Annotated in this window: 23 protein-coding genes; 12 read left to right on the forward strand and 11 right to left on the reverse strand. The window is 56.6% G+C overall.

Annotated elements, in window-relative coordinates; all coding sequences use genetic code 11:
- The first annotated feature begins 13 nt into the window (after positions 1-13).
- Entirely contained in the window at positions 14-1,171 is a 1,158-nt protein-coding gene (locus tag E5201_RS05945; protein WP_140985101.1) for a DUF3089 domain-containing protein, read from the forward strand.
- Here E5201_RS05945 and recG read toward each other — a convergent pair.
- Entirely contained in the window at positions 1,168-3,243 is a 2,076-nt protein-coding gene (recG, locus tag E5201_RS05950; RefSeq protein ID WP_140985102.1) for an ATP-dependent DNA helicase RecG, read from the reverse strand. The genes E5201_RS05945 and recG overlap by 4 nt on opposite strands.
- Positions 3,244-3,319: 76 nt before the next feature.
- Here recG and E5201_RS05955 point away from each other — a divergent pair, with 76 nt between their 5' ends.
- Positions 3,320-3,613: an FAD assembly factor SdhE gene (locus E5201_RS05955; RefSeq protein WP_140985103.1), complete on the forward strand. Its 294-nt coding sequence runs from the start codon at positions 3,320-3,322 to the stop codon at positions 3,611-3,613.
- A 6-nt stretch (positions 3,614-3,619) separates the two neighbouring features.
- On the forward strand, positions 3,620-7,123 hold the full coding sequence (gene mfd, locus E5201_RS05960; RefSeq protein ID WP_140985104.1) for a transcription-repair coupling factor: 3,504 nt from the start codon (positions 3,620-3,622) through the stop codon (positions 7,121-7,123).
- Here mfd and E5201_RS05965 read toward each other — a convergent pair.
- The 6 genes from E5201_RS05965 to E5201_RS05990 form a co-directional block, all read right to left on the reverse strand.
- On the reverse strand, positions 7,120-8,445 hold the full coding sequence (locus E5201_RS05965) for a GGDEF domain-containing protein (protein ID WP_246050410.1): 1,326 nt from the start codon (positions 8,443-8,445) through the stop codon (positions 7,120-7,122). The genes mfd and E5201_RS05965 overlap by 4 nt on opposite strands.
- 93 nt (positions 8,446-8,538) lie before the next feature.
- Positions 8,539-8,772 carry a sulfurtransferase TusA family protein gene (locus tag E5201_RS05970; protein ID WP_140985105.1) on the reverse strand — a complete coding sequence of 78 codons (234 nt, stop codon included), beginning with the start codon at positions 8,770-8,772 and terminating at the stop codon, positions 8,539-8,541.
- A 96-nt stretch (positions 8,773-8,868) separates the two neighbouring features.
- Positions 8,869-10,218, reverse strand: coding sequence for a glycoside hydrolase 5 family protein (locus E5201_RS05975; RefSeq protein WP_140985106.1), 1,350 nt, complete (start codon positions 10,216-10,218; stop codon positions 8,869-8,871).
- Between the two features lie 120 nt (positions 10,219-10,338).
- Positions 10,339-11,568: a mechanosensitive ion channel family protein gene (locus E5201_RS05980; protein WP_140985107.1), complete on the reverse strand. Its 1,230-nt coding sequence runs from the start codon at positions 11,566-11,568 to the stop codon at positions 10,339-10,341.
- Between the two features lie 38 nt (positions 11,569-11,606).
- Positions 11,607-12,623 (reverse strand): anthranilate phosphoribosyltransferase, encoded by a 1,017-nt coding sequence (trpD, locus tag E5201_RS05985; RefSeq protein WP_140985108.1) that lies wholly within the window; start codon positions 12,621-12,623, stop codon positions 11,607-11,609.
- Entirely contained in the window at positions 12,616-13,209 is a 594-nt protein-coding gene (locus E5201_RS05990) for an anthranilate synthase component II (RefSeq protein WP_140985110.1), read from the reverse strand. Before E5201_RS05990 ends, trpD begins: the two co-directional genes overlap by 8 nt.
- A gap of 111 nt (positions 13,210-13,320) precedes the next feature.
- On the opposite strand from E5201_RS05990, the gene E5201_RS05995 reads away from it, so the two are divergent.
- A complete protein-coding gene (locus tag E5201_RS05995) occupies positions 13,321-13,575 on the forward strand; it encodes a hypothetical protein (RefSeq protein WP_140985112.1) in 255 nt (84 codons plus the stop codon).
- 26 nt (positions 13,576-13,601) lie between these two features.
- Here the strand turns inward: E5201_RS05995 and trpE are convergent, their stop codons facing one another.
- Together trpE and E5201_RS06005 are read right to left on the reverse strand one after the other, a co-directional pair.
- On the reverse strand, positions 13,602-15,098 hold the full coding sequence (trpE, locus tag E5201_RS06000; RefSeq protein WP_140985114.1) for an anthranilate synthase component I: 1,497 nt from the start codon (positions 15,096-15,098) through the stop codon (positions 13,602-13,604).
- A 1-nt stretch (position 15,099) separates the two neighbouring features.
- On the reverse strand, positions 15,100-17,007 hold the full coding sequence (locus E5201_RS06005; protein ID WP_140985116.1) for a peptidylprolyl isomerase: 1,908 nt from the start codon (positions 17,005-17,007) through the stop codon (positions 15,100-15,102).
- Between the two features lie 211 nt (positions 17,008-17,218).
- Between E5201_RS06005 and tpiA the strand changes: the two genes are divergently transcribed.
- From tpiA to E5201_RS06040, 7 genes are all read left to right on the forward strand, one after another.
- On the forward strand, positions 17,219-17,968 hold the full coding sequence (gene tpiA / locus E5201_RS06010; protein WP_140985118.1) for a triose-phosphate isomerase: 750 nt from the start codon (positions 17,219-17,221) through the stop codon (positions 17,966-17,968).
- 162 nt (positions 17,969-18,130) lie between these two features.
- On the forward strand, positions 18,131-18,553 hold the full coding sequence (secG, locus tag E5201_RS06015; protein WP_140985121.1) for a preprotein translocase subunit SecG: 423 nt from the start codon (positions 18,131-18,133) through the stop codon (positions 18,551-18,553).
- A gap of 179 nt (positions 18,554-18,732) precedes the next feature.
- Complete coding sequence (locus tag E5201_RS06020) at positions 18,733-20,367, forward strand: CTP synthase (protein WP_140986053.1); 1,635 nt, start codon at positions 18,733-18,735, stop codon at positions 20,365-20,367.
- A gap of 29 nt (positions 20,368-20,396) precedes the next feature.
- Positions 20,397-21,668 (forward strand): O-acetylhomoserine aminocarboxypropyltransferase/cysteine synthase family protein, encoded by a 1,272-nt coding sequence (locus tag E5201_RS06025; protein ID WP_140985123.1) that lies wholly within the window; start codon positions 20,397-20,399, stop codon positions 21,666-21,668.
- Positions 21,669-21,677: 9 nt separating this feature from the next.
- Entirely contained in the window at positions 21,678-22,061 is a 384-nt protein-coding gene (locus E5201_RS06030; RefSeq protein ID WP_140985125.1) for a RidA family protein, read from the forward strand.
- Between the two features lie 150 nt (positions 22,062-22,211).
- Complete coding sequence (locus tag E5201_RS06035) at positions 22,212-22,646, forward strand: hypothetical protein (RefSeq protein ID WP_140985128.1); 435 nt, start codon at positions 22,212-22,214, stop codon at positions 22,644-22,646.
- Between the two features lie 81 nt (positions 22,647-22,727).
- A complete protein-coding gene (locus E5201_RS06040; RefSeq protein WP_140985130.1) occupies positions 22,728-23,327 on the forward strand; it encodes a hypothetical protein in 600 nt (199 codons plus the stop codon).
- A gap of 8 nt (positions 23,328-23,335) precedes the next feature.
- Here E5201_RS06040 and E5201_RS06045 read toward each other — a convergent pair whose 3' ends face one another.
- Both E5201_RS06045 and E5201_RS06050 read right to left on the reverse strand, forming a co-directional pair.
- Positions 23,336-24,280, reverse strand: a complete 945-nt coding sequence (locus E5201_RS06045) for an NUDIX hydrolase (RefSeq protein ID WP_246050412.1) — start codon at positions 24,278-24,280, stop codon at positions 23,336-23,338.
- 16 nt (positions 24,281-24,296) lie between these two features.
- The gene (locus tag E5201_RS06050; RefSeq protein ID WP_140985132.1) at positions 24,297-24,863 is read right to left on the reverse strand and encodes a YfbR-like 5'-deoxynucleotidase; all 567 of its coding nucleotides are present in this window, start codon (positions 24,861-24,863) and stop codon (positions 24,297-24,299) included.
- Between the two features lie 178 nt (positions 24,864-25,041).
- Here E5201_RS06050 and E5201_RS06055 point away from each other — a divergent pair, with 178 nt between their 5' ends.
- Entirely contained in the window at positions 25,042-25,893 is an 852-nt protein-coding gene (locus tag E5201_RS06055) for a universal stress protein (RefSeq protein WP_140985133.1), read from the forward strand.
- The last annotated feature ends 1 nt before the right edge of the window (position 25,894 follow it).

Below are 25,894 nucleotides of genomic sequence, written 5' to 3' on the forward strand. Positions count from 1 at the left end.
ATAGCTTTACTATATGCCTATCAAGTTCAATAGAAAATGGTTGCAGGCTAAGCCTTTGGCTCTGGTGGGTGTGATTATCGCCAGCCTTGGGGTGTTTCTCATGATCGTTGTCTTCTGGGGCGACGATATCATGCGGCACAATCTTGACCCCAAGGTGCCATTTCAGACCTATCAGCCGCCAAGGGCACCGGACTATGCCACACGCAGCGGTTGGTATCTCAATCCGGCGCTCGAAAGCCGTGAGATACGGCGTAACCGCAATGCACAGAAGGTGGATGTGTTTTTCATCCATGCTACCAGCTTCGACGGCAAGGCCTGGCTTGGGGCCGTGGATGATAGCGCGGCAGCACGTGAGGTGGTCGACATTCAGTTGCCGAACTATGCCGCTCCGTTTTCGTCCATTGGCTACGTCTATGCGCCGCGATACCGTCAGGCCAGCCTCTATACGCAACTTACGCGTCGTGAAGATGCACGGGAAGCCCGGCAGTTTGCTTATGGGGATGTGGAAAAGGCGTTTCAGGCCTTCCTGCGGCAGAGACGAAACGATGATGGATTTATAATTGTTGGCGTCGAGCAGGGGGGGCTGATCGCTCAGCGTCTGCTCAACGATGTGATTATTCCGGATGAAGCTTTGCGGCAAAAACTGGTGGCGGCCTATTTTCTCGAGACGCTGGCGCCGTCAGACGCCTATGGACCAACACAAGCCGTTCCGGCCTGTATAGCGCGGGAACAGGCCGGTTGTGTGGTTGCCTATTTCAGCGTCGATAATGTGCGACCGGATAAGGCCATTCAGGGTCTGCAACGCGCCATGACCTGGAAAGGCGACTGGCTGGAGCCTCTGGGCAATGCACGGCCTTTGTGTGTTAATCCGTTGTCTGGCACAGTGACTAACGAAGATATCGATGTGCGCCATAGTCAGGGGGCGGCGAATGCCACCGGACTTGAGTGGGGCGTCGCGCCGGCCTTGATCCCGCGAAAAGTGAGTGCCCGCTGTCGGGGCGGGGTGCTGGCGGTCAACAAGAGATCACTGTCATCCTTCAATAGTGAAGGGTCGTGGGCGGATAAGAAAAAAGTTTATAATTATAATCTGTTCTATGGTGATCTTAAGGTGGATAGTGAGGCCAGATGGTTCGCTTATCGCCGCATTGAATTAAACGCAGAAGATAATTAATCGGCCTTATCGGCCTGATCGGCGCGCCAGTCGAACAGACCGCGTAGAACATCCAGCGCTTTCAGCCGTTCGGGTGAAAGCTGTGATTCCTGTTGTAATATATATTGGGCTTCTCGGGCTGCCTTACTGATCAGGTCGGCGTGGGCGACGGGATCAACGAAGCGATAGGCCGGAAAACCGGATTGCCGCGCCCCCAGAATGTCGCCTTCACCCCTCAGTTTCCAGTCACTTTCGGCGATAACAAAGCCGTCTTCGGTGGTCCTCAGCAGTTCAAGTCTGGCCTTGGCTGTCGCACCCAATGGTGTGTCATAAAGCAGGATGCAGGCGCTTTTGGCCGCACCGCGTCCGACGCGCCCGCGCAGCTGATGCAACTGTGCCAGACCGAAGCGTTCTGCCTGTTCAACGATGATAATCGAGGCATTGGGCACGTCGATGCCGACTTCAACGACCGTGGTGGCGCACAGTAGCGGCAGATCACCACTGGCGAAACGGCTGACGACCGCTTCCTTATCGTTAGAGGCCATGCGCCCATGAACCAGCCCGACCTCATGGCCCAAGGCGTCCTGAAGGGATTTATGACGGGCCTCGACGGCAATCAGGTCAGATTCGAGGTTTTCCTCAACCAGCGGACAGATCCAGTAGGCCTGTGAGCCGCTGGCTATGGCCGCTTTCAACCGGTCAAACACCTCGGACAGGCGCGCGCGCGGGATAACGGCGGTGTGGATAGGCTGACGACCGGCAGGCTTTTCATCAAGTATGCTTAAGTCCGCTTCGCCATATTGCGTCAGGGCCAGTGTGCGCGGAATAGGCGTGGCCGACATGGAGAGATAGTGTACACTTTCGCCCTTGGAAAACAGGCGCTGGCGCTGACCGACGCCAAAGCGGTGCTGTTCGTCTATGACGCAGAAGTGCAGGGACTGGAAATCCACTCCATCCTGAAAAACGGCGTGGGTGCCGAACACCACGCGCGCATCGCCGGACGCGACCTGTGCGCGGCGGGCTTCGCGTTCCTTGCCCTTGTCGCGTCCGGTCAGAAGGATGGTGTTGATTCCCAAGGCTTCAAGGATCGGCAAGGATTTTTCATAGTGCTGACGCGCCAGAATTTCGGTCGGGGCCATCATCACGCTCTGATGACCGGCCTCGGCGACATCGATCATGGCCATGAGGGCTACCAGTGTCTTGCCTGAGCCGACATCGCCCTGAATCAGGCGGTTCATGCGAAAGCCTGAGCGCAGGTCGTCACGTATATCCTCAAGGGCGCGAAACTGAGCCTGTGTCAGGGTAAAGGGCAGGGCTGCCAGTGCCTTGTCGGCCCACAGGTGTTCACTGATCGACAGGGCCGGGCTGGCTTGCCGGTGCTGTTTGCGTGATTTGAGCGCCAGTTGATGCGCCAGCGCTTCGTCATAGGCCAGACGTTGCCGCACAGGCGCCTGCGGCAGGAGGTCTGAGGGGGCCGTGGGGCTGTGGGCGGAACGCAGGGCCTCGGAGAATCCACTATCGGGTGGCGGAGACAGCCATTCGGGCAGATCGGGGACGTTTTGCAGACCGGCCTGCACAAATTTGCGCATCAGGCGCGAAGACACGGCGGCGGTCGCCGGATAAACAGTCTCAAATTCCGGTATTTGGTCACGGGAATCCTGATCAACGACATAGTCCGGATGGGTCATCTGAAGCGTTTGACCGAAGGCTTCAATCTTGCCGCTGATCCAGCGTTGTGACCCGACCGGATGCTTTTGCTCAAAGCCGCGAATGGCGTGGAAATAGACCAGTTGCAAGTCGCCACTGTCGTCATAAACGCTGATGCGCTGGGGGCCTTTGCCCGCTGAGGTATGATAGGCACCGATCGTTACCCGGATTGTCTGTACCTGACCGGCGCGGGCCTCGGCTATGCGGGTGACGGGGCGCTCGATCATCTGTACGGGGAGGGTGAACAACAGGTCGCGTACATAGGGGCCGGTGTGTTTGATCAGGTGCGGCGCGATTTTTGGCCCGACCCCTTTCAGGGCGGTCAAAGACGTGTAATAGGGAAACAGAATTTCGGGACGCCGCCCGGATGTGAGGTCGCGAGTCATGGCTCTTATCAAGCACCAAACGGGGCTGATGAGAAGCCTGATTGCGTCCGTATTATCGCAAAGGACAGGATAACGCATGACCGACGCCGATCAGACGAATGATGCGCATCAGGCACGTTTACGCAAATTGTCGTTTCGTGCCTGGCGGCGCGGCTTCAAGGAGGCCGATATTATTCTGGGTAATTTCGCCGACGATTACCTGTCCGTTCTGACGCCTGAGCAACTGGATATTTTTGAAGTTCTGCTGGAGGTGCCTGATCAGGATCTCTATGGCTGGATCATTGAGCGCGATCCGACGCCGCCTGAGCATAAATCAGAAATCATGAATATGCTCAATCAGTACTATAAAACGGCTTACACCAAGATTTAAGTTCATATGTCCGATATTCGCCGAATAACCGAGGCCTCTGGCCATTTGTCGATCACCGGTTGTCCGCCGGGCTATGACAGTCTTGTGGCCGCTGATACGTGTCGCGCCGAAGGTCTGATCACCTTTGTGGCGCGTGATTATGCGCGTATGAATGCCATAGCCGAGGAACTGGCTTTTTATGCGCCTGATCTCGATATTATCCGGTTTCCGGCGTGGGATTGTCTGCCCTATGATCGCGTAAGCCCAACCGCCGGTTTGATTGCCCAGCGTATGGCGGGTCTGACACGGCTTCAGGCCCTGACGGCGGGTAAGACGGAAAAGCCGGTGCTTATTCTCACCACGGCGGGGGCCTTAAGCCAGAAGGTGCCGCCGCGCAGTGCTACCGCTGACAGCTATCTGGGCCTTAAGGCCGGTCAGGTCATAGATACAAAAGAACTTGAGGCCTATTTTACCCGTAATGGCTATAACCGTGTCTCGACCGTGTCTGAACGCGGTGAGTTTGCGGTGCGTGGGGGGATTATTGATGTCTTTTCACCGGCGCATGAGGAGCCGGTCAGGCTTGATTTCTTTGGTGATACGCTGGAAACCATCCGCAGCTTTGATCCGGAAACCCAGCGTTCTCTGAAGCAACTGAAGGCCATAGAATTTATGGCCGTCAGCGAGATATTGCTGGATGAAGCCAGTATCAGCCGTTTCCGTCAGGGCTATCTGGAAAATTTTGGCGCACCGGGGGATGACCCGATCTATGCCGCGGTGTCTTCGGGCATCCGCCGTCAGGGCGTCGAGCCGTTGCTGCCTTTGTTTTATGCGCAACTGGACAGCGTGTTTGATTATCTGCCGGAAAAGAGCCTGATTCTGCTTGATGCCTTGGCACAGGAGGCCTTTAACGAGCGGCAGAAAACCATTCAGGACGCGTATGAGACCCGCACGCAATCGACCGACGCCCGTGTTATGGCCAAGGGCGGCGTCAAAATGGAGGGCGGCTATCGCGCCTTGCCGCCAGCGTTTCTGTATCTGAATCCTGACCAATGGCAATCAGGGCTGGCGCGCGGACGCGTGCGGCAGTTCGAAGCCTTTGATGCCGGTAAGGCGGCAGACATCAATATTGGGGCGAGGGTCGGGCGCAGCTTTGCGGCCGAGCGTATGCAGGACAGTGTCAATCTGTTTACCGCGGTCGCTGATCACGCCAAGGCTCTGTCGAAGTCAGGTAAGCGCGTCTTGTTTGCCTCATGGACTGAAGGGTCTTCTGACCGGCTTGGGGTCATGCTGGCCGATCACGGTCTGGGGCAGACGCGTCTGGCCAAAGACTTTGCCGATGCGGTGTCATTTGGTGTGGCAGGAACCAAGGCCAAGCCGGTTCAGCGGGCCATATTGCCGCTTGAGCAGGGCTTTGAAACCGATGCACTGGTGGTTATTAGCGAAACCGATATCTTAGGTGACAGATTAGCCCGTCCGCGTAAGCGTCGGAGAGCAAATAATTTTCTGGCGGAGGCTTCAAGCCTATCGCAGGGCGATCTGGTGGTTCACGTTGAACACGGCATCGGGCGCTATGATGGTTTGAAAACCCTGAATGTCAATGATGCGCCGCATGATTGCCTTGAGTTGCAATATGCAGCTGACGCCAAGCTTTATCTGCCGGTTGAGAATATTGACCTGCTGACGCGTTACGGGGCCGATTCTGAGAGTGCACAGCTTGATAAGCTGGGTTCGGCCAGCTGGCAGGGGCGTAAGGCCCGTGCCAAGGAAAAACTGCGTGAAATGGCTGATGGCCTGATCAAGCTGGCGGCAGCGCGGGCGCTCAAGGTGGGCGTGCAGATCGATCCGCCTTCGGGGCTTTATGACGAGTTCTGCGCCCAGTTTCCTTATGAAGAAACTGACGATCAGCTCAATGCCATCCATGATGTGCTGGATGACCTGTCTAAAGGGCAGCCTATGGATCGGCTTATCTGTGGGGATGTCGGGTTCGGCAAGACCGAGGTGGCGCTCAGGGCGGCCTTTGTGGTCGCCATGTCCGGTCAGCAGGTGGCGATCATATGCCCGACCACGCTTCTGGCACGTCAGCACTATAAGACTTTTACCCAGCGCTTTCAGGGCTGGCCGATCAAGGTGCGTCAGTTGTCGCGTATGGTCGCCCGAAAGGAAGCCAATGAAACCCGTGAGGGGCTGAAAAACGGCGAGATAGAGGTCGTTATCGGTACGCATGCCCTGTTGTCGGATCAGGTGAGCTTTAAGGACTTAGGCATTGTAATTGTTGATGAAGAACAACATTTTGGTGTCACGCACAAAGAAAAACTGAAAAGTTTCCGGGCCGATGTGCATATGCTGACCCTAAGTGCGACGCCTATTCCGCGGACCTTGCAAATGGCGCTGTCGGGCATACGCGATATGTCGATCATTGCTACGCCGCCGGTCGATCGTCTGGCGGTGCGCACCTATGTTCTGCCGTTTGATAGTGTCAGTATTCGCGAGGCGCTGCTCAGGGAAAAATATCGCGGCGGGCAGGCCTATTATGTCGTGCCGCGCCTGAAAGACCTGCCGGACATTGAGCAGTATCTGCGTGAGCAGGTGCCGGAAGTGAAGTTCATCGTTGGACATGGCCAGATGACTCCTACCCAGCTTGAGGACGTCATGACCGCCTTTTATGACGGGCAATATGACGTGCTGCTGGCGACGACCATTGTCGAATCGGGCCTTGATGTACCGACGGCCAACACATTGATCGTGCATCGCGCCGACATGTTCGGTCTGGCGCAGCTTTATCAGATCAGGGGACGGGTGGGTCGCTCTAAAACGCGCGCCTTTGCCTATCTGACGACGCGCCCGCACCAGATTCTCAATGAGGCTTCGGAAAAGCGTCTTAAGGTGCTGCAGTCTCTGGATAATCTGGGGGCTGGCTTCCAGTTGGCCAGTCATGACCTTGATATACGCGGGGGGGGCAACCTGTTGGGCAATGAGCAGTCCGGCCATATCCGTGAAATCGGTGTTGAGCTTTATCAGCAGATGCTCGAAGACGCCGTGGCCGAGATGAAAGAAAGTGGTGAACCCCTGACCGATCAGCGCGGCTGGTCGCCACAGATCAATGCCGGTGCTGCGGTTATGATCCCTGAGGATTACATTCCCGACCTTAATATCCGCCTGTCGCTTTACAGGCGCGTGTCCGAGGCCGAAAAGCGCGATGACCGTGAAGCGCTGGCGGCGGAGCTTATTGACCGGTTCGGGCCTATTCCTGAGGAAGCGCAGCAATTGCTCAAGGTTGTGGCCATCAAGGGCCTGTGTCGTGAGGCCAATATTTCAAAGCTTGATGTCGGGCCGAAGGGGGCCGTGCTTACCTTCCGGCAGGATCATTTTGCCAATCCGGCAGGCCTGATCGCGTTGATCCAGAGCCGTTCCGGCTGGCGGTTACGTCCTGACCAGAAGTTGCTGGTGCCGGGGGAATGGCCGGATGCGGCTTTACGCCTCAATGCGGCGGAAAAAATCGTAAGCGAACTGGCGCGGATTGCGGCGCTTTAGGCGGAAACGCTCATGGACTCGGCGGCCCGCATCAGGGCAACGGCCGCCGGTTCATTTTCTTTAAGCTCAGCCACACCGATTTCAAACTCGACAACGAACGGGCGCTCGGTACCGCCGGATTCAAAGGCGGTGCAGCTAATGACGGCGGCGATACGCTCACCGACAATGCGGGCGTTTTCAAGACGGGTTGCCGGCAGGGCCAGAGCAAAGACTTCATCCGACAGGCGACCGGCGGTGTCTTCGGCGCGGACAAGGCGGGCGATCATGTTGCCGATCTGAGGGATCGCGCGTTGCAGGGCCTTGCGCTGTCTTGCCTGAGTGACTTCGGGCGTTTCCGCTATTTTCAGTACGCAGACACTTAAGGGCCGGTTGCGTTCGGATGCGGCAGCGGACAGGCGCGCCAGATGTGCAGCAAACAGCTCACGCGTGAACAGGCCGGTATCGGTATCCATGCGCGGATTATGGCGGATGTCCTCAAGGGCGCGACGGGTATTGGTCTGGCGGCGATAGGATTGCGCCAGACGGATGACGCGATCGGCTATTTCAGGTTCGCTGGCATCCGGTGCGGAAATATCATTGACGCCGCGCAGATAGGCATCGCCCAGATCAAGCGTCACCGGCTTTTGCAGGCGCAGAAACACCGGCATATGATAAAGCCGTGTATTACGGCGCATACCTGTGGCGATGGACAGGGGCTCGCTGACGGAATCGGTGCCCCACAGGACGACCGCATCAAAGGTATGGTCGTGCAGGTAATCAAAGGCGCTGTAGCTGGAAAAAGCCGCCAGTACATCGGCGCCTCTGGCGCGCATATGATGACTTAAGGCGAGAAAATCCGGTACCGGCGGGCCGACGGATAAAACAGACAATGGTCTGTCTTCGGGCGGTGCGGGGAGGGGAATATTTTGCGCCGCAAGGGTTTTCAGGCGCAGCTCATATTCTTCCTGAGCGACATTGGCCCGGACAATATGTTCAAGGCTGAGGGCGATTTGCTGGGCGTGGGCGTCATAATCAAAGACCATGTCCCAGCCATCAGGCAGTTCCAAATCACGGCTTTGGGCAATTTGCAAGACGGGCAGGCGGCGCGGCGCACAGGCCGATCGCAGGAGGCTCAGGCCTTCGGGGGTTGCCGAGGGGTGCGCGCTGTCGATCAGTATGGCTTCGATTTGCAGGTCGCTGACGCAGGCCTGTGCGGCGTCCGCATCCGATGTCGTAATGGTACGCCACCCGAGTCTGTCGAGCTCCTGCCCCAGACGCCCAAAACAGTCCTGCTCCGGGTCCTGCTTTTTGGTCAGCATCAGGACACGCGCCTGTATCGTCAAGTTGAATGCTCCTGAAATGTCCCCGCCCGGAAACTATATCGATTCGTTGCGCTTATAAGTAAAGGGGCAATGGGTGTCTGTGATGGCACGGATTTAACGGTGGATCGTAAATGTCCATGCGGTGCCGTCTTCGTGCATGTCGGTCAGAGTGAAGCCGTTTTCATTGCAGAAATGCGGAACATCAATGCGGGCCATGGGATCGTCGGCCATAAGGACGACGACGTTTGTATCGGGATTATCGGCCATGGCCTTACGCAGCTTAAGAGTCGGCACAGGGCAATGAAAGCCACGGGCGTCAATGTTCAGGCTGGAGGTGGGGGCGGTCATAACGGGGCCCATACGCCAGATTTCACAGGCTGAAAAGAAAAAAGCCTTCTCACGGAGGAGAAGGCTTGTCAGTCAGTCGGTCAGAAGTGGGTTTGCTCAGGAAATACCAGCTATGGCGGCGGCGTGATTTTTGATCAGTTCCTGAGTGGAGGTATCGGTGTTGAACACGCTGTACCAGCCTTGTGGCTCATGCGGCGGGTCACCCATATAGGCCGTTTCGCCGCGCTTCATGTGGTAATCGGCATTAAGCGCGCGTCCTGAGCCGCCCCATGCCCAGAAGTTGGAGCCTGCGACCGGGCCGCCGGTTTTCACGGCGTCTTCCACGGCCTTGTAGATCATGGCGTAGAACTTGTCTTTCCAGACCGTTGGCGTGCCCGGTTCATATTTCACATCGTCACGCGGGAAGCCGAATTCCTCAAAGGTGAGGGGTTTGTTCAGCTTAACGGCCAGTGCGATATGCTGGTCGATATAGGCCTGAACCTTTTCCATGCCCGCGTCAAAGGTGCCGGGCAGGTCCTTGCCGTCAACCCAGCTCCAGTTTTGCGGCCAGATGTGAGCAGTCAGGTAGTCAATATGTTCGTGGGCGTCGATGACATATTGTTCGCTGCCAACGGCACCCATGGTGCCTTCGTGGCCCAGTGAGACCAGATGGTTTTTATCGAGAGAGCGGATCAGGTCAGCCGTATCTTTGATCCATTTCAGATAGGCAGCCGAATTGGCGGCCGCATCCACTTCGTCGCCACCCTGACGTGGCTCGTTGGACAATTGCCAGGCCATGAGGGTGGGGTCGTCGGCATAGGCCTTACCCGTGATGCTGTTGGTGCGCGACACAAGGAAGCGCACATAATCATGATAGAGCGCTACGGCTTCGGCATTGGCGTAGAACTGTGATGAGAACTTGGCAAAGGCGGGCCAAGGGTGGTTCGGATCACCGTTGTTGATATATTTGCCGGTGACATAATCCATATAGGCCACCATGCCGCCTGACCATTCCCAGAAATTGGTCAGATAGAGTACGGCCTTCATGTCACGCTTGGCCATCTCGGCCATCAGATAATCAAGGCCTGTCAGCAGGTCATTGTTGTAATTGCCGTTTTCCTTGGTGCGGAAGGCCGGATCAAGGGAATTGTTAAGCGGGGACAGTTCGGAGGAAGCCAAAACACGCAGGTTAGTCACACCGAGCGCTTTCAGCGTGTCGAGTTCCTGATGCAGGCGTTCACGGTTGCCAAAAGCGGCCTCGGCCCCGAGATAGGCGCCGTACCAGATATTGGCGCCCACAAAGCGATAGGTTTCGCCGTTGAGCTTGAAATGCGGGCCTTCAACCGTAATGAAACCGGTAGATTTGCTGGCTTTGTTATCGGCCTTGGTAGAGCACCCCGTTGCTGCAAGGGCGGCCAGACTGAGGGTGGAGAGCAGGGCCGTACGTCGGGACAGACTAAAGGTCATGATGTTTCCTCTCTTTTTTATGATCGTATTTGTAAGCCTGTTATAAGGCACATTAAATAAAATTGAAATATTTAATGTGCCTTTCAGGCTGTTTTATATCGAGCGCAATTGGGGCGCAGATTAATCGGCTTCGGATTTAAGAAAGCTTGAGTCGCTAAGTTCCTGAAACAGCTTCAGATCGAACTTATCAATGGTTGCCAGCAGGTGATCAAATATGTCGGCCTGAATGGTTTCATGCAGCACCCACGCGGTTTCGGAGGTAAAGCAATAGATTTCCAGCGGTAATCCCTGAGAGGTTGGCTGCAGCTGACGCACCAGAAGCAGCATGTCCTGATGAATTTGCGGGTGCGACTTCAGGTAGGCCTGAATATAGGCGCGGAAGGTGCCGATATTGGTGACGCGCCGCGTATTGACCGGATCGCGTCCGGCTTCGGTCAGGCGCAGATTATAGTCATCAAGCTCTCTCGATTTTTCATCGAGATAATCATCGATCAGGGCAAAGCGCCTTAAACGGGCGATTTCCTCTTCATTGAGAAATTTGATGCTGCGCTGATCGATAAACAAAGACCGCTTGATGCGTCGCCCGCCCGATTCAAACATGCCGCGCCAGTTTTTGAACGAATCGGAAATGAACCTCTGGGTCGGCACGGTGGTGATCGTCTTGTCCCAGTTCTGTATCTTGATGGTATGCAGAGCCACGTCGATGACAAAGCCGTCAGCGTTTAATTGCGGCATCTCAACCCAGTCACCGACACGCAAAATGTCATTGGCATTGATCTGAACCGAGGCCACAAGCGACAAAAGCGTGTCCTTGAAGACCAGCATGAGGACGGCGGCAATGGCCCCGAGGCCAGACAGCAGCAGGAGCGGGGATTTATCAATCAGAACCGCAATCATCAGTATCGCGGCAATGGAATAGATGGCGATCTTGACGACCTCTATGTAGCCCTTAATGGGTTTGGTCGCCGCTTCGGGGCGTTTCTGATATAGAAGATTGAAGATATCAAGCAGGCTGCCCAGCGCCATGGACATGCTGACGACGATAAAGGCTGTACAGACGTTGTTGACCACCGTGACCACGCCTTCAGGCAGGTGGGCGATCCATTCAATGCCCCGGGCAATGATTATGGCCGGAAGAATATTGGCCAGACGCGACACCATGCGGCCGACAAGGTCTGAATGGCTTGTACGGACAAAAACCCCGAACAGGTTTTTCAGCGTGCGCAGAATAACGAATTTAAGGATGATGTGGCTGCCCAACGCGATAAGCAGCAGGACCGCCATGCCGATCAGGCTTTGCATCCAGGGCTGCAGGTCGGAAAGGGCGGCATTCAGGCTTTGAAAAGTCATGCCGCCTTTGTAGGGAGAGCTTACCGCCCTGTCAAAACCTAAGCCGCGTTTGTAATGCGAATAAGGCGCTCAAGGGCGGCCTTAGCCTTGCCGCTATCGAGGCTTTCGGCAGCCAGTGCCACGCCTTCACGCAGGGTTTCGACCTTGTCGCCGACGAGAAACGCGGCGGCGGCATTGAGCAAAACAATATCGCGATAGGGGCCGGTTTCGCCATCGAGAAGCGCCTTGAGGCGTTCGGCATTATGGGCCGGATCGCCGCCGGTAATATCGGCCAGAGCGGCGCGTGGCAGATCAACCGCTTCGGGGGTAATGGTGAACAGGCGAATGCGCCCGTCATACCATTCGGCAACCTCCGTTTCGCCCGTGGTCGTCAGTTCATCAAGGCCTGAACCGTGCACAACCCATGCCCGTTCAGCCCCAAGCTGGCCCAGCGCCTTGGCGATAGGTTCAACAAAGCGTGGCGAGGGCACGCCCATGACCTGACGTCGGGCACCGGCAGGGTTACACAAGGGCCCTAAAAGGTTGAAAATGGTGCGGAAGCCCAGTTGCTGACGCACGGGTGCGACATGCTTCATGGCGCCGTGATGGGCAGGGGCGAACAGGAAGCATATGCCCGCTTCGCCCAGCGCCTTAAGGTGCTGTTCCAGGCTGGCGTCAATATTGACACCTAAGGCGGAGACGACATCAGACGTACCTGATTTGGAGGTTACGGCGCGGTTGCCGTGCTTGGCGACCTTAAGGCCACCACCGGCAGCGACAAAACCGACAGCGGTTGAGATATTGAGCGTATGCAGCCCGTCACCGCCGGTGCCGCAGACGTCGATCACCTGATAAGGGTGCTGAAGCATTTTAGCGGCCGCGCGCATGGCGCGGGCGCTCGCGGCGATTTCGCCCACCGTCTCGCCTCTAATCTTGATGGCGGTCAGGGCGGCGGCAATCTGGGCTTCGGTGGGTTCACCGCGCAAACAGGCGGCGAAAAACACCTCGGCATCGGATTCGGACAAGGTCTGACCGTCAGCAAGGCGGGCCAGAAGCGGTTTAAAGGCGTCAGACATAGACAAGCTTGCTTTCGAGACCGGCCAGAGACAGGAAGTTGGACAGTAACTGATGCCCACCTTCGGTGGCGATGGATTCGGGATGGAACTGCACGCCGTGGATCGGGCGGGTGCGGTGCTGAAGACCCATAATTTCGCCGTCTTCGGTCCATGCCGTGATCTCAAGTTCCTCGGGCAGGGTTTCGCGCTTTACCGCCAGCGAATGGTAACGTGTGGCAGTAAACGGATCCGGCAAGCCTTTGAACAGGCCGATATCGTTGTGGCTGATCTGGCTGGTCTTACCGTGCATCACGGTTTTGGCGCGGACAACATCGCCGCCGAAAGCCTGACCGATGGACTGATGCCCCAGACACACCCCAAGAATAGGCAGGTCTTCGGGGGCGGCGCGCAGAAGCGGCAGGCAGATGCCCGCCTGATCCGGTGCGCAGGGGCCGGGGGACAGTAATATCGCCTTGGGCTTAAGAGCCAGAGCATCCTGCACGCTTAAGGCGTCATTGCGATAGACCCTGGTCTCTGCCCCCAGTTCGGCCAGATAATGCACCAGATTATAGGTAAAGCTGTCGTAATTATCGATGACCAGTATCATGGGTTTGGCTCCGTTATCCCTGTTTACATAGGCGTTTGGTGGCATAAATCCAGTCAAAAAGTGAAAGAGGCGTGTTTGGGGCGTGGTGGGGAATCATTCTACAGTTGTGCAATGACCGACAGGCTCAAATCCATAAGAGAGATGTTGACGACGCCCGAAAGGCGACCGGCATCACCGCTTTATGCCTTTGGGGCATCCGTGGCACTGGCGATTTCGGCTGTAGCACTGGCGGGGATGATGATTCTGGGCCCTGACAGGGACAGGCCGCGCGCGGTAAGTGAGGCGGAGGCCATCGCAGACCTTATCCCCGGGCCCTCAGATACTTCAGGTGAGGCAGGCGGTTTTGAGATTTCGCGTATCCCCTAAGGCTGTAAAGCCTCAGGGGCACGAAGTCAGCTATTGCCCGTGTCGTAACGCCAGGCGTCGGAGGCCGCACGGATCAGGGCCTGCGCCTTATGGACGGTCTCGTTATATTCACTCTGCGGCACGCTGTCGGCGACGACACCGGCGCCGGCCTGAACATGAATCTGGCCTTCGGTGAACAGGGCTGTGCGCAGGACGATGCACAGATCAACCGCGCCGGAGCCTGAGATATAGCCGACGCTTCCGGCATAGCCGACGCCGCGCTTTACGGACTCAAGCTCATCAATGATTTCCATGGCCCGTACCTTGGGCGCACCACTAACGGTACCCGCAGGCAGCGCCGCCAGAAGTGCATCGACCGGATCAAGGTCTTCGGGGGCGTCGCCTTCGACATTGGAGACGATGTGCATGACGTGGCTGTAGCGTTCGATATAGAATTTATCGGTCACGCGCACGCTGGCGGGTTTGGCGACGCGCCCGACATCATTGCGCCCGAGATCAAGCAACATCAGATGTTCGGACAGTTCCTTAGGATCGGCCAACAGATCGGCCTCAAGCGCCTTGTCCTCGGCGACCGACTGGCCACGTGGACGCGTTCCGGCGATGGGACGAATGGTCAGCTTACCATCGCGTACCCGCACCAGAATTTCCGGCGACGAACCGGCCAGCTGGAAATTGCCAAAGTTCAGATAGAACAGGTAGGGTGAGGGGTTCTGACGGCGCAGTGATCGGTAAAAGGCAAAGGGATCGGCGCTGTAGGGCGCGGAGAACCTGTGGCTGGGGACGACCTGAAAAATATCACCGGCAGCGATATAGGATTTGGCGCGTTCGACGATGTTACCATAATCAGCCGCAGATGTAGGCGAGGTGAATGGTGCCTGTGGCTTTTCAACCGGAACCGCTTTGGGCGGCAGCGACTGACGCAGGTCTTCCTCGACGCGATCAAGACGCGCATGGGCGGCATCGACCGTATCGTTACTATCTGGCCATACGGTAGTCGCCAGCAGGATCTCATGTTTGACATTATCAAAGACGCAGATAACCGAAGGCCTGACGATCACCGCGTCCGGTAAGTTCAGCGGATCGGGATTGGCGGGCCCCAAAGGTTCATACAGCCGGATCATGTCATAGCCGAACACGCCAAACAGACCCGAAGCCATAGGGGGCAGATCATCGGGAATGGTGAGCTTGTTGGCATTGACCAATGCCCTTAACGACTCAAGGCTCGGCAGGGTTTCGGGGGTGAATGTCCCGGCAGCAATGGCCGCTTCGCCACGTGCGATTTCCGCCTTTTCCCCGACGCAGCGCCAGATCAGGTCAGGGCGCAGTGTCAGGATTGAATAACGACCGGCAAGCGCGCCGCCTTCAACCGATTCGAAAAGAAACGAATAGGGCTGCTGCCGCCCCAGTTTCAGATAGGCCGAAACCGGGGTTTCAAGATCGTCCGTCAGTCGACGTGATACAATAAGGGGGCGGCGTGTCTCAGAAAGAGGCGCCGTTGCGGAATCGGGGTCGGTCTGGGCCATCTTATTTCGCAGCTTGGGAAGTAGTAACGTCTTCGGACAGGCCCAGCGCCCTGACCGCATTTTCAGGATAGATGCGGGTCTTAAGCTGGGCGCGTGCGCCGTTACGTGAACTTGCGCCAATATCGGCAAACAAGCCTTGCGCCAGTTGCGGGCCAACCATAGCCGAGACCTGATTGATCTGTTCCGGTGACGGACGGGTGATTTTTTCAAGCTTGCCCACCAGATAGGCGCGGCCATCCGGTGACGGTGTCTTGAACACTTCGCCGGATTTGGCATTGAAAATCTGAGCGGACAATTGCGGGCCAAGTGCCTGACCGGCCGACTGACGATCAAGAGCCGGGACCTTTTCAACGCGCCCCTTGGCGGCCGTAGCTACAGCCGCGATGTCTTCGCCCTTGCGCAGTTTGTCGGCTACTTCGTCAGCCTTGGCTGAAACGCGCTTGTTCCATTCCTGAGTCACCCACACCTCGGTCAGATCAGCCTTGACGGTTTCGAGCGGCGGCAGTTCTGAAGGGAAGATTTCGGTGACGCGCAGGGCGTAATATTCGCCGTTGCCGAGGTCGGCAATATCGGTTTCGCCGCCCTTGGGCTGCTCGAAAGCCGACTTCAGGATTTGCGGGAACTGCGTGTAACGCTGGCCATCGGCGGTTTCACCTTCGGCGGTCACTGCCGGCATTTCCATAAGCGGGACGCCCAGCTTTTTGGAGGCTGCCAGAACATCAAGACCATTTGCGCGCTCAGCCTCAAAAGCTTCAACCTGCTTGTAGAGAAGCTCCTTGGCCTGATCTTCGCGATATTCCGCCGTCAGTTGCTCACGCACGCTGTCAAAGCTTGGGGTGGCCCCGAGGCTTATGCTGTTGACGCGTACAACCGCCAGACCGAGGTCGCCCTGAATGACGCCAGAGGTTTCGCCTTCTTTCAGGGCAAAGGCGGCATCGCCGACCTTACGGTCTGCCACGGCCGATTTTGGCTTGGCGTCATAGACAAGGGAGGTACCCTTGTTGGCCTGCGCAACAGCCTGAGGTTCCTGACCCTTTTTCAGGGCGTCGACCACTTTCTGGCCCGTGGCCTGATCAGGGACGGTGATCTGAACGAAAGAGCGGGTTTCAGGTGTCGACAGCGAATCCTTGCGGAACTCATAGCGCGATTGCAGGGCCGCTTCGTCTATCGTTACGCGCGGGAGGTAATCCTTTACGGAGAAACGAGCAAGGGTGAACTGACGGCGTTCAGGGCGACGCAGGCGTTCCTTGTTTTCTTCATAGAAGGTTTTGAGCTGGGCTTCGGTCGGCTGACCCGGCTTTTCCACCGATTCCGGTGTCAGCATGACGAAGTTGGTTTCGCGTGTCTCAAGGAAGACAGACGACTGAAGCGCGGCATAGATACGTGGGGGCTTAAAGCCCGCGGCCACGGCAGTGCTGAAATGATCACCGGCCATTTCATCGCTGATGATCTGTTCAAAACGCGTTTCGTTCAGCCCCTGCTGACCGAGGAAGGTCTGATACTGGGTCTTGTCAAAGCGACCGGTGATCGAATCAAAAAATACCGGAAATTTCTGGATGCGACTGACGATCAGGGAAGGTGAGGGGCGAATGCCCGCCTTATGCAGCGCGCCATAGAGCGAATCGTCGCTGGCCAGTTGATTCAGATAGTTCTGGTGAACACCTTCCTTGACCAGTTCCTCATAGGAAACGGGGCGACCGGCGCGTTCCTCGATACTGGATTTCTGAAGGTCGAAAGACCGTTTGAAGTCCGCCGCCGTCGTATGGCGCGGCCCGGCTTCGATTACGTTGTTGCTGACGCCGCCTCTGAAAACGTCATTCATGCCGAAGACGGCAAAGCTCAGAACCAGCAACGCCATAAGTATCTTGAAGGCGAATGATTTGGTGAAAGCCCGGAAAGCGCTGATCATGAGGCGAGGAACCTTTTAAAGTGAGCAGGGGCGTGAGGTATCAGTCACCATACCCGCCCCGGAGTGCATCCGGCCATATAAGGCAGCAATCAGGGCCGGATCAAGGCTGTTACAATAGGAATTTATTTGTTGAGGGGTTTTTGTTGGCCTTCTGATCGATGGTGGGTTACAAAAAAGGTTCATAAACAAAAACAAAGCCATCAGAATAGAAATGCCAAATCCCCCCTTTATAGTCGGCAACTGGAAGATGCACGGCCTGAGCGAAGCCGTGTCTGTTGCCGAAGAGATTGCGCGCGAAAGCCGCAAGTCGACGGCGCGTCTGGCGATTTGTCCGCCGGCAACGCTTTTGTCGCGTCTCAGTGAGGCGCTTAAAGATGCCCCCCATATCGAATTGGGCGGGCAGGACTGCCATTATGAGGCGCAAGGGGCGTTTACCGGGGATATTTCCGCCACCATGCTTAAGGACGCAGGCGCGGGGCTTGTGCTGCTGGGGCATTCCGAACGTCGTCATGGCCATAAGGAGCCCTGTTCACAGGTAGCCCTGAAGGTAAAGGCCGCCCTGAAAGCGGGGCTTGAGCCGATGATCTGCATCGGGGAAACCCTCTCTGAGCGCGAATCCGGTCGTACCCACGAGGTTTTGCGTCGTCAGTTGCGCGACAGTTTACCTGCGGAACTGGAGGGGCAAAGGTTTCATGTCTCCTATGAACCGGTCTGGGCGATCGGCACGGGGCTGATTGCGACCGATGATCAGATCAGGGATGCCTTTGCCCTTATTGGCAAGGTGCTGGACAAGCGGTTTCAGGGGCATGTGGTGCCGCATCTTTTGTATGGTGGTTCGGTAAAACCCGATAATGCCCAACATCTTTTGTCACTTGAGGGCGTGGGCGGATTGCTGGTTGGCGGGGCCTCGCTCAAAGCGCCGGATTTCCTCAGCATAATTCGCAGTGCGGATCAGGCTTAGTCTCAAATCTGTCTTGAGGCTGTCTTGAATTTGGCACGAAAACTGAATTTTGTAATGCAATTGGCTATGGCAAAACCCCTTGCAGGATGCTAAGGGCGTCACCAACTGCGTTTCAGGTAAGCGCGAACTCTTCATCGCCTGGCGAAAGATACGAAAACTCCGATGCTGTTTGTCATTCTCCTCTGCATACAAATCCTTATTGGTCTCGCGCTTGTGGGGCTGATTCTTGTTCAGCGTTCCGAAGGCGGCGCGTTGGGGATTGGCGGCGGTGGTGGTGGCGGCTTTATGTCGGCGCGGGGGGCAGGCAATCTTCTGACCAAGGCGACTTCGCTTCTGGCTGGTGCGTTTTTTATCAACTGTATCGCCCTGACCATTGTGGGTAACTACGATCAGCAAGGGACATCGGTTGTCGATCGCGTCGGTGTTGATTCCATCACGCTCGATGCCCCTGCGACCACGGCACCGGCTCAGGGTGGTGCGCAGGCCCCTGCCGGACCACGTGAAGCCGCGCCGTCACTGACGGATCTTCCGGCACCGGTTACCGTGGCCCCTTCCGCAGGCACCGCTTCGGAATCGGCAGAATAATCTCTTTTCAGGCTGTTCGGGCCTGAAGCTATAATCGTGGGTGGCCCATAGGGGTGTTTGCAAAAACATTTTTTTGGGCCACTCTTTTTTTAAATATTGATCATCGGGGATTGCGTGTATGTTCGCGCCTTCCCTGACGTGTATGAGGCTTTCTTGATATGCCGGCTCAGACCAAGGATATGGCGCGCTTTGTATTTATTACGGGGGGCGTGGTGTCTTCTCTGGGCAAGGGGTTGGCTTCGGCCGCTCTGGGGGCGTTGCTTCAGGCGCGTGGCTATAAGGTGCGTCTGCGTAAGCTTGATCCGTATCTGAACGTCGATCCCGGCACCATGTCGCCTTATCAGCATGGTGAGGTCTTCGTCACCGATGACGGCGCAGAGACGGATCTCGATCTCGGCCACTATGAGCGCTTTACCGGCGTCAATGCGCGTAAATCGGACAATATCACTACCGGCCGTATCTATTCCAATATCATCGAAAAAGAGCGGCGCGGTGACTATCTCGGTGCGACGGTGCAGGTCATTCCGCACGTCACAGACCAGATCAAGCAGTTCGTTTTGTCCGATCAGGGGGATGCCGATTTCATTCTGGTGGAAATTGGCGGCACGGTTGGTGACATCGAAGGCCTGCCGTTTTTTGAGGCTATTCGCCAGTTGGGGCAGGAACTGCCGCGTCGCCAATGCTGCTTCATTCACCTGACGCTGTTGCCGTTCGTCAAGACCGCCGGTGAGATGAAGACCAAGCCGACCCAACATTCGGTGAAGGAACTGCGCTCGATCGGTATCCAGCCGGATATCCTGCTGTGCCGTACCGAACATGAAATCCCAAAAGAAGAGCGCCGGAAGATCGGTCTGTTCTGTAATGTGCGTGAAACCGCGGTCATTCAGGCGCTGGATTCGGAAAATATCTATGCGGTGCCCATCGACTACCACAAGGAAGGCCTTGATACCGAGGTGCTGAACGTGTTCGGCATTGATGATGCGCCGGAACCTGATCTCGGTCTGTGGGAAGACATTACGGGGCGTTATGCCCATCCGGATGGCGAGGTCAGCATTGCCGTGGTCGGTAAATATACCGTCCTCAAGGATGCCTATAAGTCGCTTATCGAAGCGCTTTATCATGGCGGCATGGCCAATCGCGCCCGCGTCAATATTGAGTGGGTAGAATCAGAACTGTTTGAGGATGAACCCGATACGGTGCGTCAGCGCCTTGAGACGGTTCACGCCATTCTGGTGCCCGGTGGCTTCGGTGAGCGTGGCGCGGAAGGCAAGATCGCGGCGGCCCGCTTTGCTCGTGAGAATAATATCCCCTATTTCGGTATCTGCTTCGGCATGCAGATGGCCGTGCTTGAGTCCGCACGGCATCTGGCCGGTGTCGAAAAGGCCACCTCAAGTGAGTTTGGCGAAGGCGGTCAGCCGGTGGTCGGTCTGATGACCGAATGGCTCAATGGCAATGAACTTAATCAGCGTGCCGCCGGTGGCAATCTGGGGGGCACTATGCGTTTGGGCGCGTTTGATGCCGCCTTGCGTCCGGGGTCAAAAGTGGCTGAAATCTATGGTTCGACCGAGATTTCCGAGCGCCACCGCCACCGCTACGAAGTCAACCGCGACTATATTCCGCAACTTGAAGCCGTTGGCCTCAAGTTCTCAGGCCTGTCGCCTGACGGTCTGCTGCCTGAGATTGTTGAACGTGACGACCATCCGTGGTTCGTTGGCGTTCAGTATCACCCTGAATACAAATCGCGTCCCTTTACGCCGCACCCGCTGTTCAAAAGCTTCATTGCGGCGGCACTGGAACGTAGCCGTCTGGTCTGAGCCGTAATCATAAATCAAAGGAAACGCCTATGAAACTCGAAACCCTTGCCCTGCATCATGGCTATCAGTCCGCAGCGCCGGAACGTTCGGCGGCGGTGCCGATCTATCAGACGACCTCCTATACCTTTGATGACACCCAGCATGGGGCCGACCTGTTTGACCTTAAGGTGGCGGGTAATATCTATACGCGCATCATGAACCCGACCACCGCCGTGCTTGAGGCGCGTGTGGCGGCGATGGAGGGCGGGATTGCAGCGCTGGGGCTGGCGTCAGGTATGGCGGCGATCACCTATGCCATTCAGACCATTGCCGGTGTCGGCGATAATATTGTCTCGATCTCGCAGCTTTATGGCGGCACCTATAATCTGTTTGTCCATGCCTTCCCGCGTCAGGGTATCGAATGCCGTCTGGCGGCCTTTGACGATTACGAAGGTCTGGAAAAGCTGATCGACGACCGCACCAAGGCGGTGTTCCTTGAGTCCATTGGTAACCCGGCAGGAAATGTTGTTGATATTGCGAAGATTTCGGAAATTGCCCATCGTCATGGTGTGCCGGTAATCGTCGACAATACGGTGGCCACGCCTTACCTGTGCCGCCCGTTCGATTTCGGTGCGGACATTGTCGTGCATTCTCTGACCAAATATATCGGCGGACATGGTACATCGATTGGTGGTGTCATTGTTGATTCCGGTAAGTTCGACTGGGTGGCCAACAAGGCGCGCTTCCCGATCCTTAATGAGCCTGACCCGTCCTATCATGGTGTGGTCTATACCGAGGCCTTGGGTGCGGCGGCCTATATCGGCCGTGCACGTGTCGCGCCACTGCGTAATACCGGCGCGGCCCTGTCGCCAACCAATGCGTTCAACATTCTGATGGGGCTTGAGACTCTTGGTCTGCGTATGGAGCGCCATTGCGACAATGCGCTCAAACTGGCGACGCATCTGAAAAACCATCCCAAGGTCAAATGGGTCAACTATGCCGGTCTGTCCGACAGCCCTTACAATGCGCTTGCGCAAAAGATCAGCAAGGGCTCCGGCTCGGGGATTCTGAGCTTCGGCATTGAGGGCGGCAAGGAAGCCGGTGGCCGTTTCATCGATGCGCTTCAGATGATTTTGCGTCTGGTGAATATTGGTGACGCCAAGTCACTGGCCTGTCATCCGGCGTCGACAACCCACCGTCAGTTGTCACCCGAAGAACTGGCCAAGGCCGGTGTTTCCGAAGATCTGGTACGTATCTCGGTAGGCATTGAACATATCGACGACATCATTGCCGATGTCGATCAGGCACTTGAAAAGGCATAAGGAATTTACATGGCGCGTCAGTTGATTACGTCGGGATCACCGTTTGAGCCCAAGATCGGGTTTTCCCGTGCGGTGCGTATCGGCAACCGTATCGAAGTGTCCGGCACGACGCCGGTACGCGAAGGCAAGGTCGTAGGTTCCGACACCTATGAGCAAACCAAGGTTGTGTTGGAAACCATCGTTGCCGCTGTTGAGCAGGCGGGCGGTAAGGTGACGGACATCATCCGCACGCGTATCTTCCTGACCGATATTTCCCAGTGGGAGGGTGCAGCCCGTGCCCACGGTGAAGTGTTTGGCGAAATCCGTCCGGCGTCGTCGTTCATTGGTACGTCCGGCCTGATCAATCCCGAATGGCTGGTCGAGATCGAAGCTTCGGCTCAGATCGAGGACTGATTTTCGCCTTTTGGGCGTAAGTCTTGGCAATGACATCATTCGTCATTAGGTTAATGGCCGCAGGGTTTATGCCCTGCGGCCATTGTTTTGTGAGCCATATGGCGTTAACCTTGACGGGAACTGTCGGGTGGCAAGGGGACGGGGAGGGGTATGTCTGCAAAAACGGTCTGGAGTCTGGGGTTTTTAGGGCTGGCGATGTTTTCGGCTGTCGGGCTTTATAAGCTGCTGCCACCAATTGAAGCTGAATTACAGGAACGGGCGGATAATGCCCTGATTGCCGCAGGCGTTGATGATGTCACGGCTGAGGTGTCCGGCCTGTCGGTATATCTTGTGATGAAGGACGGGGCGACGCATCCTCAGCCAAAGGCACGCCTGAAAGAAGCGGCGGACACGGTTCTGGCGCTTAAGGATGACTGGCCGGAGCGGATGTCAGCGAAATTGCCGGAAAGCTTGCGTTTTGAAATCAATCAAAGCGGCGGCTATGTCTATGGCCCTGTGCTGGAGGCCATCACCGCGCCTGAGCGTAAGCCCCTTACCATTGAACGCATACAGGAAAGGATCACTGATGTTGTATCTGGTCTTTGAGTTGCGTTGGCTCATTGGAATCGCCACCCTATTGGGCCTGTTTACCGGATTTCTGGCGCGTCGGGCACAGAAGGTTAAGTCATGATCATTCTGTGGATACACTCACTGGGGCTGTTGCTGGTCACCTTTTTGATCAGTGGGGTTATTGGCTGGAGTCTTGCGCCCAAACCGAAAGTGAAAAGGCGTCGTATCAGTTTGTTTGATGAGGTTAGCGAAAAATCTGACTTTTCCGGACTTGATACGCCCTTTGATGAGGTCAGGATAACCCCCGCGCCGGACGTTGAGAGCGCTCAGGTTGCGAATGAGGTTCAGGAGCCGGTCAGTGACATTCATGATACCTTAAGTGAACCCATTGACCGAACGGATCGACCACAACGGTCGGCGCTGGCCGATATGACGCCTGAGGTCGTTGAGCTTAAGGTCAGCGAAGCGGACGAAAGCCTTGAGCCGGTGCTGCTGTCGGAGCCGGAAGGCATGGCCGATGACCTGAAGCTTATTTCCGGTATTGGTATGGTCAATGAAAACGAGTTGAATCGCTTGGGGATTTTTCATTACTGGCAAATTGCAAGCTGGAACCCTGAGCATGTCAGGTGGCTCACCAGGCACCTGCATTTTGCGCCGCGTATTGTCAGGGAAAACTGGATTTCACAGGCGGCACGTCTGGCGCAGAGGGCGGCCTGAGAGGCGCACTAAACCCGTGGCAGGCTCAGGCCCAATGAGGGGCTAAAGCGGAACTGGTCACGGTTATAGACATAGAGTTCCGCAGGTCGTCCGCCGGTATCATCGCGATATAGTCCCGTGGGGGCCGTAAAGCCGGTGCGTTCCAGTGCGCGGCGGAAATTTTGCTTGTGCAGATTGAAACCGGCTATGGCTTCAAGTGATTTTTGCAGTTCCAGCAAAGTAAAGCGTTCGGGCATAAGTTCAAAAATAACAGGGCGATATTTTACCTTGCCTCTGAGGCGTGACAGACCTGTCGCCAGAATGCGCCGGTGATCAGAGGCCATATTCAGTCCGTGATTAATCACAGGTTTTCCAGGTGTCCGGCGCCAGGCTTCGGCCACTAATCCGGCGCTGTAGAGCAGTTCATAGCGATCCAGCACCCGTTCCTCGTTCCAGTGATCGAAATCATCGGGGAACAGGGTGTCGATCCGGCCTTGCCGGAGATCACGGGTTGTCTCACTTGAGGCCTGTGCACACCAGTCCTTCAGGGCAGGGCGCAGATTGTCCTTCAGGTTGCGCGGTTCTCCGCGTCGCCAGTCTTCCCACGGGAAAAAGGCACTGTAGGGCCGCCATTGCGCCTTCAGGGCTGACTGAAAAGCGCTGTCCGCCGTCAGGGCCAGATAACCAAGCGACACGACCCTTTGAGACGACTGGGGGCCGGTACTTAAGGCCTGACGGCCTTCGTCACCAAAGGAGTAGAGCTGCTCGACATAGCCGACATCAAAACCGGTCTGTTCGGTCACAAAGGCCCGAACGGCGAGATCAAAGGTTCGGTGGGCCGAGGGTATAAACGGGCCGGACGGCAGGGCCGGAACAGGCATGTCGGCGGCACCGCTCAGGCACAGCACCATCGCCTCATTGTCCTTAATGGTCACGACAACGGCGGACAGCTCGATGGATAGTTCGATACTCACGCCGTATTGGCTCCCTTTATTCCCTGACAAGTTTCGCGTTCAATTCATTGAAGCGCCTTATGAATAGCCTGCGCACCTCGGCTTCGGCAAGCGGAGTGAGGATAAGACTGTAACCTTTGGGCGGTTCACCGATATATTGCCGGGCTTCGGCATCCGAAAATCCCGCCAATTGCGTGGCCTCAAAATAGGCGCAGGCGCGATCGGCCCGTTTAATGAGGGTTTTCATCTGAGGGGGCATACGCGCAGGCAGGCCGAAGCGGATATGCACTGCCTGTTCTAGGCTCGCCTCAAAACGCTTGTAATCAAGGCCGAGCGCGGTCTTGAACGGCGAGATCATATCGCCGATGACATATTCAGAAGCGTCATGCAGGAGGGCGGCCATGCGCCAGCTTACCGGCAGATGCGGATCGAGGTGGCCGCAGATATCTTCGACCACAAGGCTGTGTTGGGCGACACTGAAGCCATGTTCGCCTGTGGTCTGACCGTTCCAGCGGGCGACCCGTGACAGCCCGAGCGCTATATCATCGATTTCAATGTCAATCGCCGCCGGATCGAGCAGGTCAAGCCGGCGTCCCGACAACATACGCTGCCAGGCGCGCGGGGCTGGCGACTTATTAGTGCGGGAGCGGGAAGCGGGGGCTTTCAAGGCTGAACTCACAAAAGATTGACGGAAACGGCAGGTGCGTGATCATATGCCGCGTACCCTTGCGGCCCTATGTGGCCTATACTCAAGGCCTTAATAATACAAACGGAGATGCGCCATGTCTGCCGGTATCGCACCAAAATCCACAGCCCATCACCATACATCCTGGGCGCGGGTCAGTACGCCTGTATCCGGTGCTGTGGCGGAGAATTCAGGGCTGGAAATCGCTGCGAAGCTGGCGGAAAGCTTTGGTGCGCATCTGAATGTGCTGTTTACACCGCCCGATCCGGCAGAACTGGCCCCCTGGCTGGGGGAGGGTTTTATGGGTACCGTGCAGATGGCGGCGCTGGATGGCCTGAAAAACGCTGCCGATGAGGCCGAGGCGGCGGCACGCGAAGTTTATGAGGCAATAGCTTATCCGGATAAGGCTTTTTCGTTCCTGAAATCACCTGTGTGGCAGGATCTGGCTACCGAGGTACGCCTGTCTGATCTGGTGGTGTTTGGTGCCGACAGCGCACGCGGTCGCGGGCTGCTGGCTGAGGCGTTTCAGCAGGTGCTGATGGAAGAGCGCGCAGGGGTGTTTATCGCGCGTCAGCCCCTTGAGGTTGGCGGCGTGGCACTGGTGGCATGGGATGGTAAGGAGCCGTCCTCACGTGCGGCGCGCCGTGCGGTGCCATTACTCAAGAAAGCCTCTAAGGTGGTCATAGCCGGTGCGCCGGTAGGGGATGCCCCCGCCGATCTGGGCCGTCTGGCGCAATATTATGCCCATCATGGCCTGACGACCGAAATTGACCTTTTGTCCAAGGGCAATGATCTGGTCGGCGCGCTTGTTGAGGCAAATCAGCGGCATAATGCGCAATATATGGTCGCGGGGGCGTTCGGGCGGTCACGTCTGAGGGAGTTCGCCTTTGGTGGCACGACCCGTGCGCTGCTGCAAAACACGAGCCTGAACCTCTATATGGCGCATTGAT

It is taken from the genome of Asticcacaulis tiandongensis, from assembly GCF_006475605.1.
GTDB lineage: Bacteria > Pseudomonadota > Alphaproteobacteria > Caulobacterales > Caulobacteraceae > Asticcacaulis > Asticcacaulis tiandongensis.

Excerpts from the sequence above, each read along its gene's own strand:
- E5201_RS05945 (WP_140985101.1), top strand. The coding sequence starts at position 14 with ATGCCTATCAAGTTCAATAGAAAATGGTTGCAGGCTAAGCCTTTGGCT.
- recG (WP_140985102.1), bottom strand. The coding sequence starts at position 3,243 with ATGACTCGCGACCTCACATCCGGGCGGCGTCCCGAAATTCTGTTTCCC.
- E5201_RS05955 (WP_140985103.1), top strand. The coding sequence starts at position 3,320 with ATGACCGACGCCGATCAGACGAATGATGCGCATCAGGCACGTTTACGC.
- mfd (WP_140985104.1), top strand. The coding sequence starts at position 3,620 with ATGTCCGATATTCGCCGAATAACCGAGGCCTCTGGCCATTTGTCGATC.
- E5201_RS05970 (WP_140985105.1), bottom strand. The coding sequence starts at position 8,772 with ATGACCGCCCCCACCTCCAGCCTGAACATTGACGCCCGTGGCTTTCAT.
- E5201_RS05975 (WP_140985106.1), bottom strand. The coding sequence starts at position 10,218 with ATGACCTTTAGTCTGTCCCGACGTACGGCCCTGCTCTCCACCCTCAGT.
- E5201_RS05980 (WP_140985107.1), bottom strand. The coding sequence starts at position 11,568 with ATGACTTTTCAAAGCCTGAATGCCGCCCTTTCCGACCTGCAGCCCTGG.
- trpD (WP_140985108.1), bottom strand. The coding sequence starts at position 12,623 with ATGTCTGACGCCTTTAAACCGCTTCTGGCCCGCCTTGCTGACGGTCAG.
- E5201_RS05990 (WP_140985110.1), bottom strand. The coding sequence starts at position 13,209 with ATGATACTGGTCATCGATAATTACGACAGCTTTACCTATAATCTGGTG.
- E5201_RS05995 (WP_140985112.1), top strand. The coding sequence starts at position 13,321 with ATGACCGACAGGCTCAAATCCATAAGAGAGATGTTGACGACGCCCGAA.
- trpE (WP_140985114.1), bottom strand. The coding sequence starts at position 15,098 with ATGGCCCAGACCGACCCCGATTCCGCAACGGCGCCTCTTTCTGAGACA.
- E5201_RS06005 (WP_140985116.1), bottom strand. The coding sequence starts at position 17,007 with ATGATCAGCGCTTTCCGGGCTTTCACCAAATCATTCGCCTTCAAGATA.
- tpiA (WP_140985118.1), top strand. The coding sequence starts at position 17,219 with ATGCCAAATCCCCCCTTTATAGTCGGCAACTGGAAGATGCACGGCCTG.
- secG (WP_140985121.1), top strand. The coding sequence starts at position 18,131 with ATGCTGTTTGTCATTCTCCTCTGCATACAAATCCTTATTGGTCTCGCG.
- E5201_RS06020 (WP_140986053.1), top strand. The coding sequence starts at position 18,733 with ATGGCGCGCTTTGTATTTATTACGGGGGGCGTGGTGTCTTCTCTGGGC.
- E5201_RS06025 (WP_140985123.1), top strand. The coding sequence starts at position 20,397 with ATGAAACTCGAAACCCTTGCCCTGCATCATGGCTATCAGTCCGCAGCG.
- E5201_RS06030 (WP_140985125.1), top strand. The coding sequence starts at position 21,678 with ATGGCGCGTCAGTTGATTACGTCGGGATCACCGTTTGAGCCCAAGATC.
- E5201_RS06035 (WP_140985128.1), top strand. The coding sequence starts at position 22,212 with ATGTCTGCAAAAACGGTCTGGAGTCTGGGGTTTTTAGGGCTGGCGATG.
- E5201_RS06040 (WP_140985130.1), top strand. The coding sequence starts at position 22,728 with ATGATCATTCTGTGGATACACTCACTGGGGCTGTTGCTGGTCACCTTT.
- E5201_RS06050 (WP_140985132.1), bottom strand. The coding sequence starts at position 24,863 with ATGTTGTCGGGACGCCGGCTTGACCTGCTCGATCCGGCGGCGATTGAC.
- E5201_RS06055 (WP_140985133.1), top strand. The coding sequence starts at position 25,042 with ATGTCTGCCGGTATCGCACCAAAATCCACAGCCCATCACCATACATCC.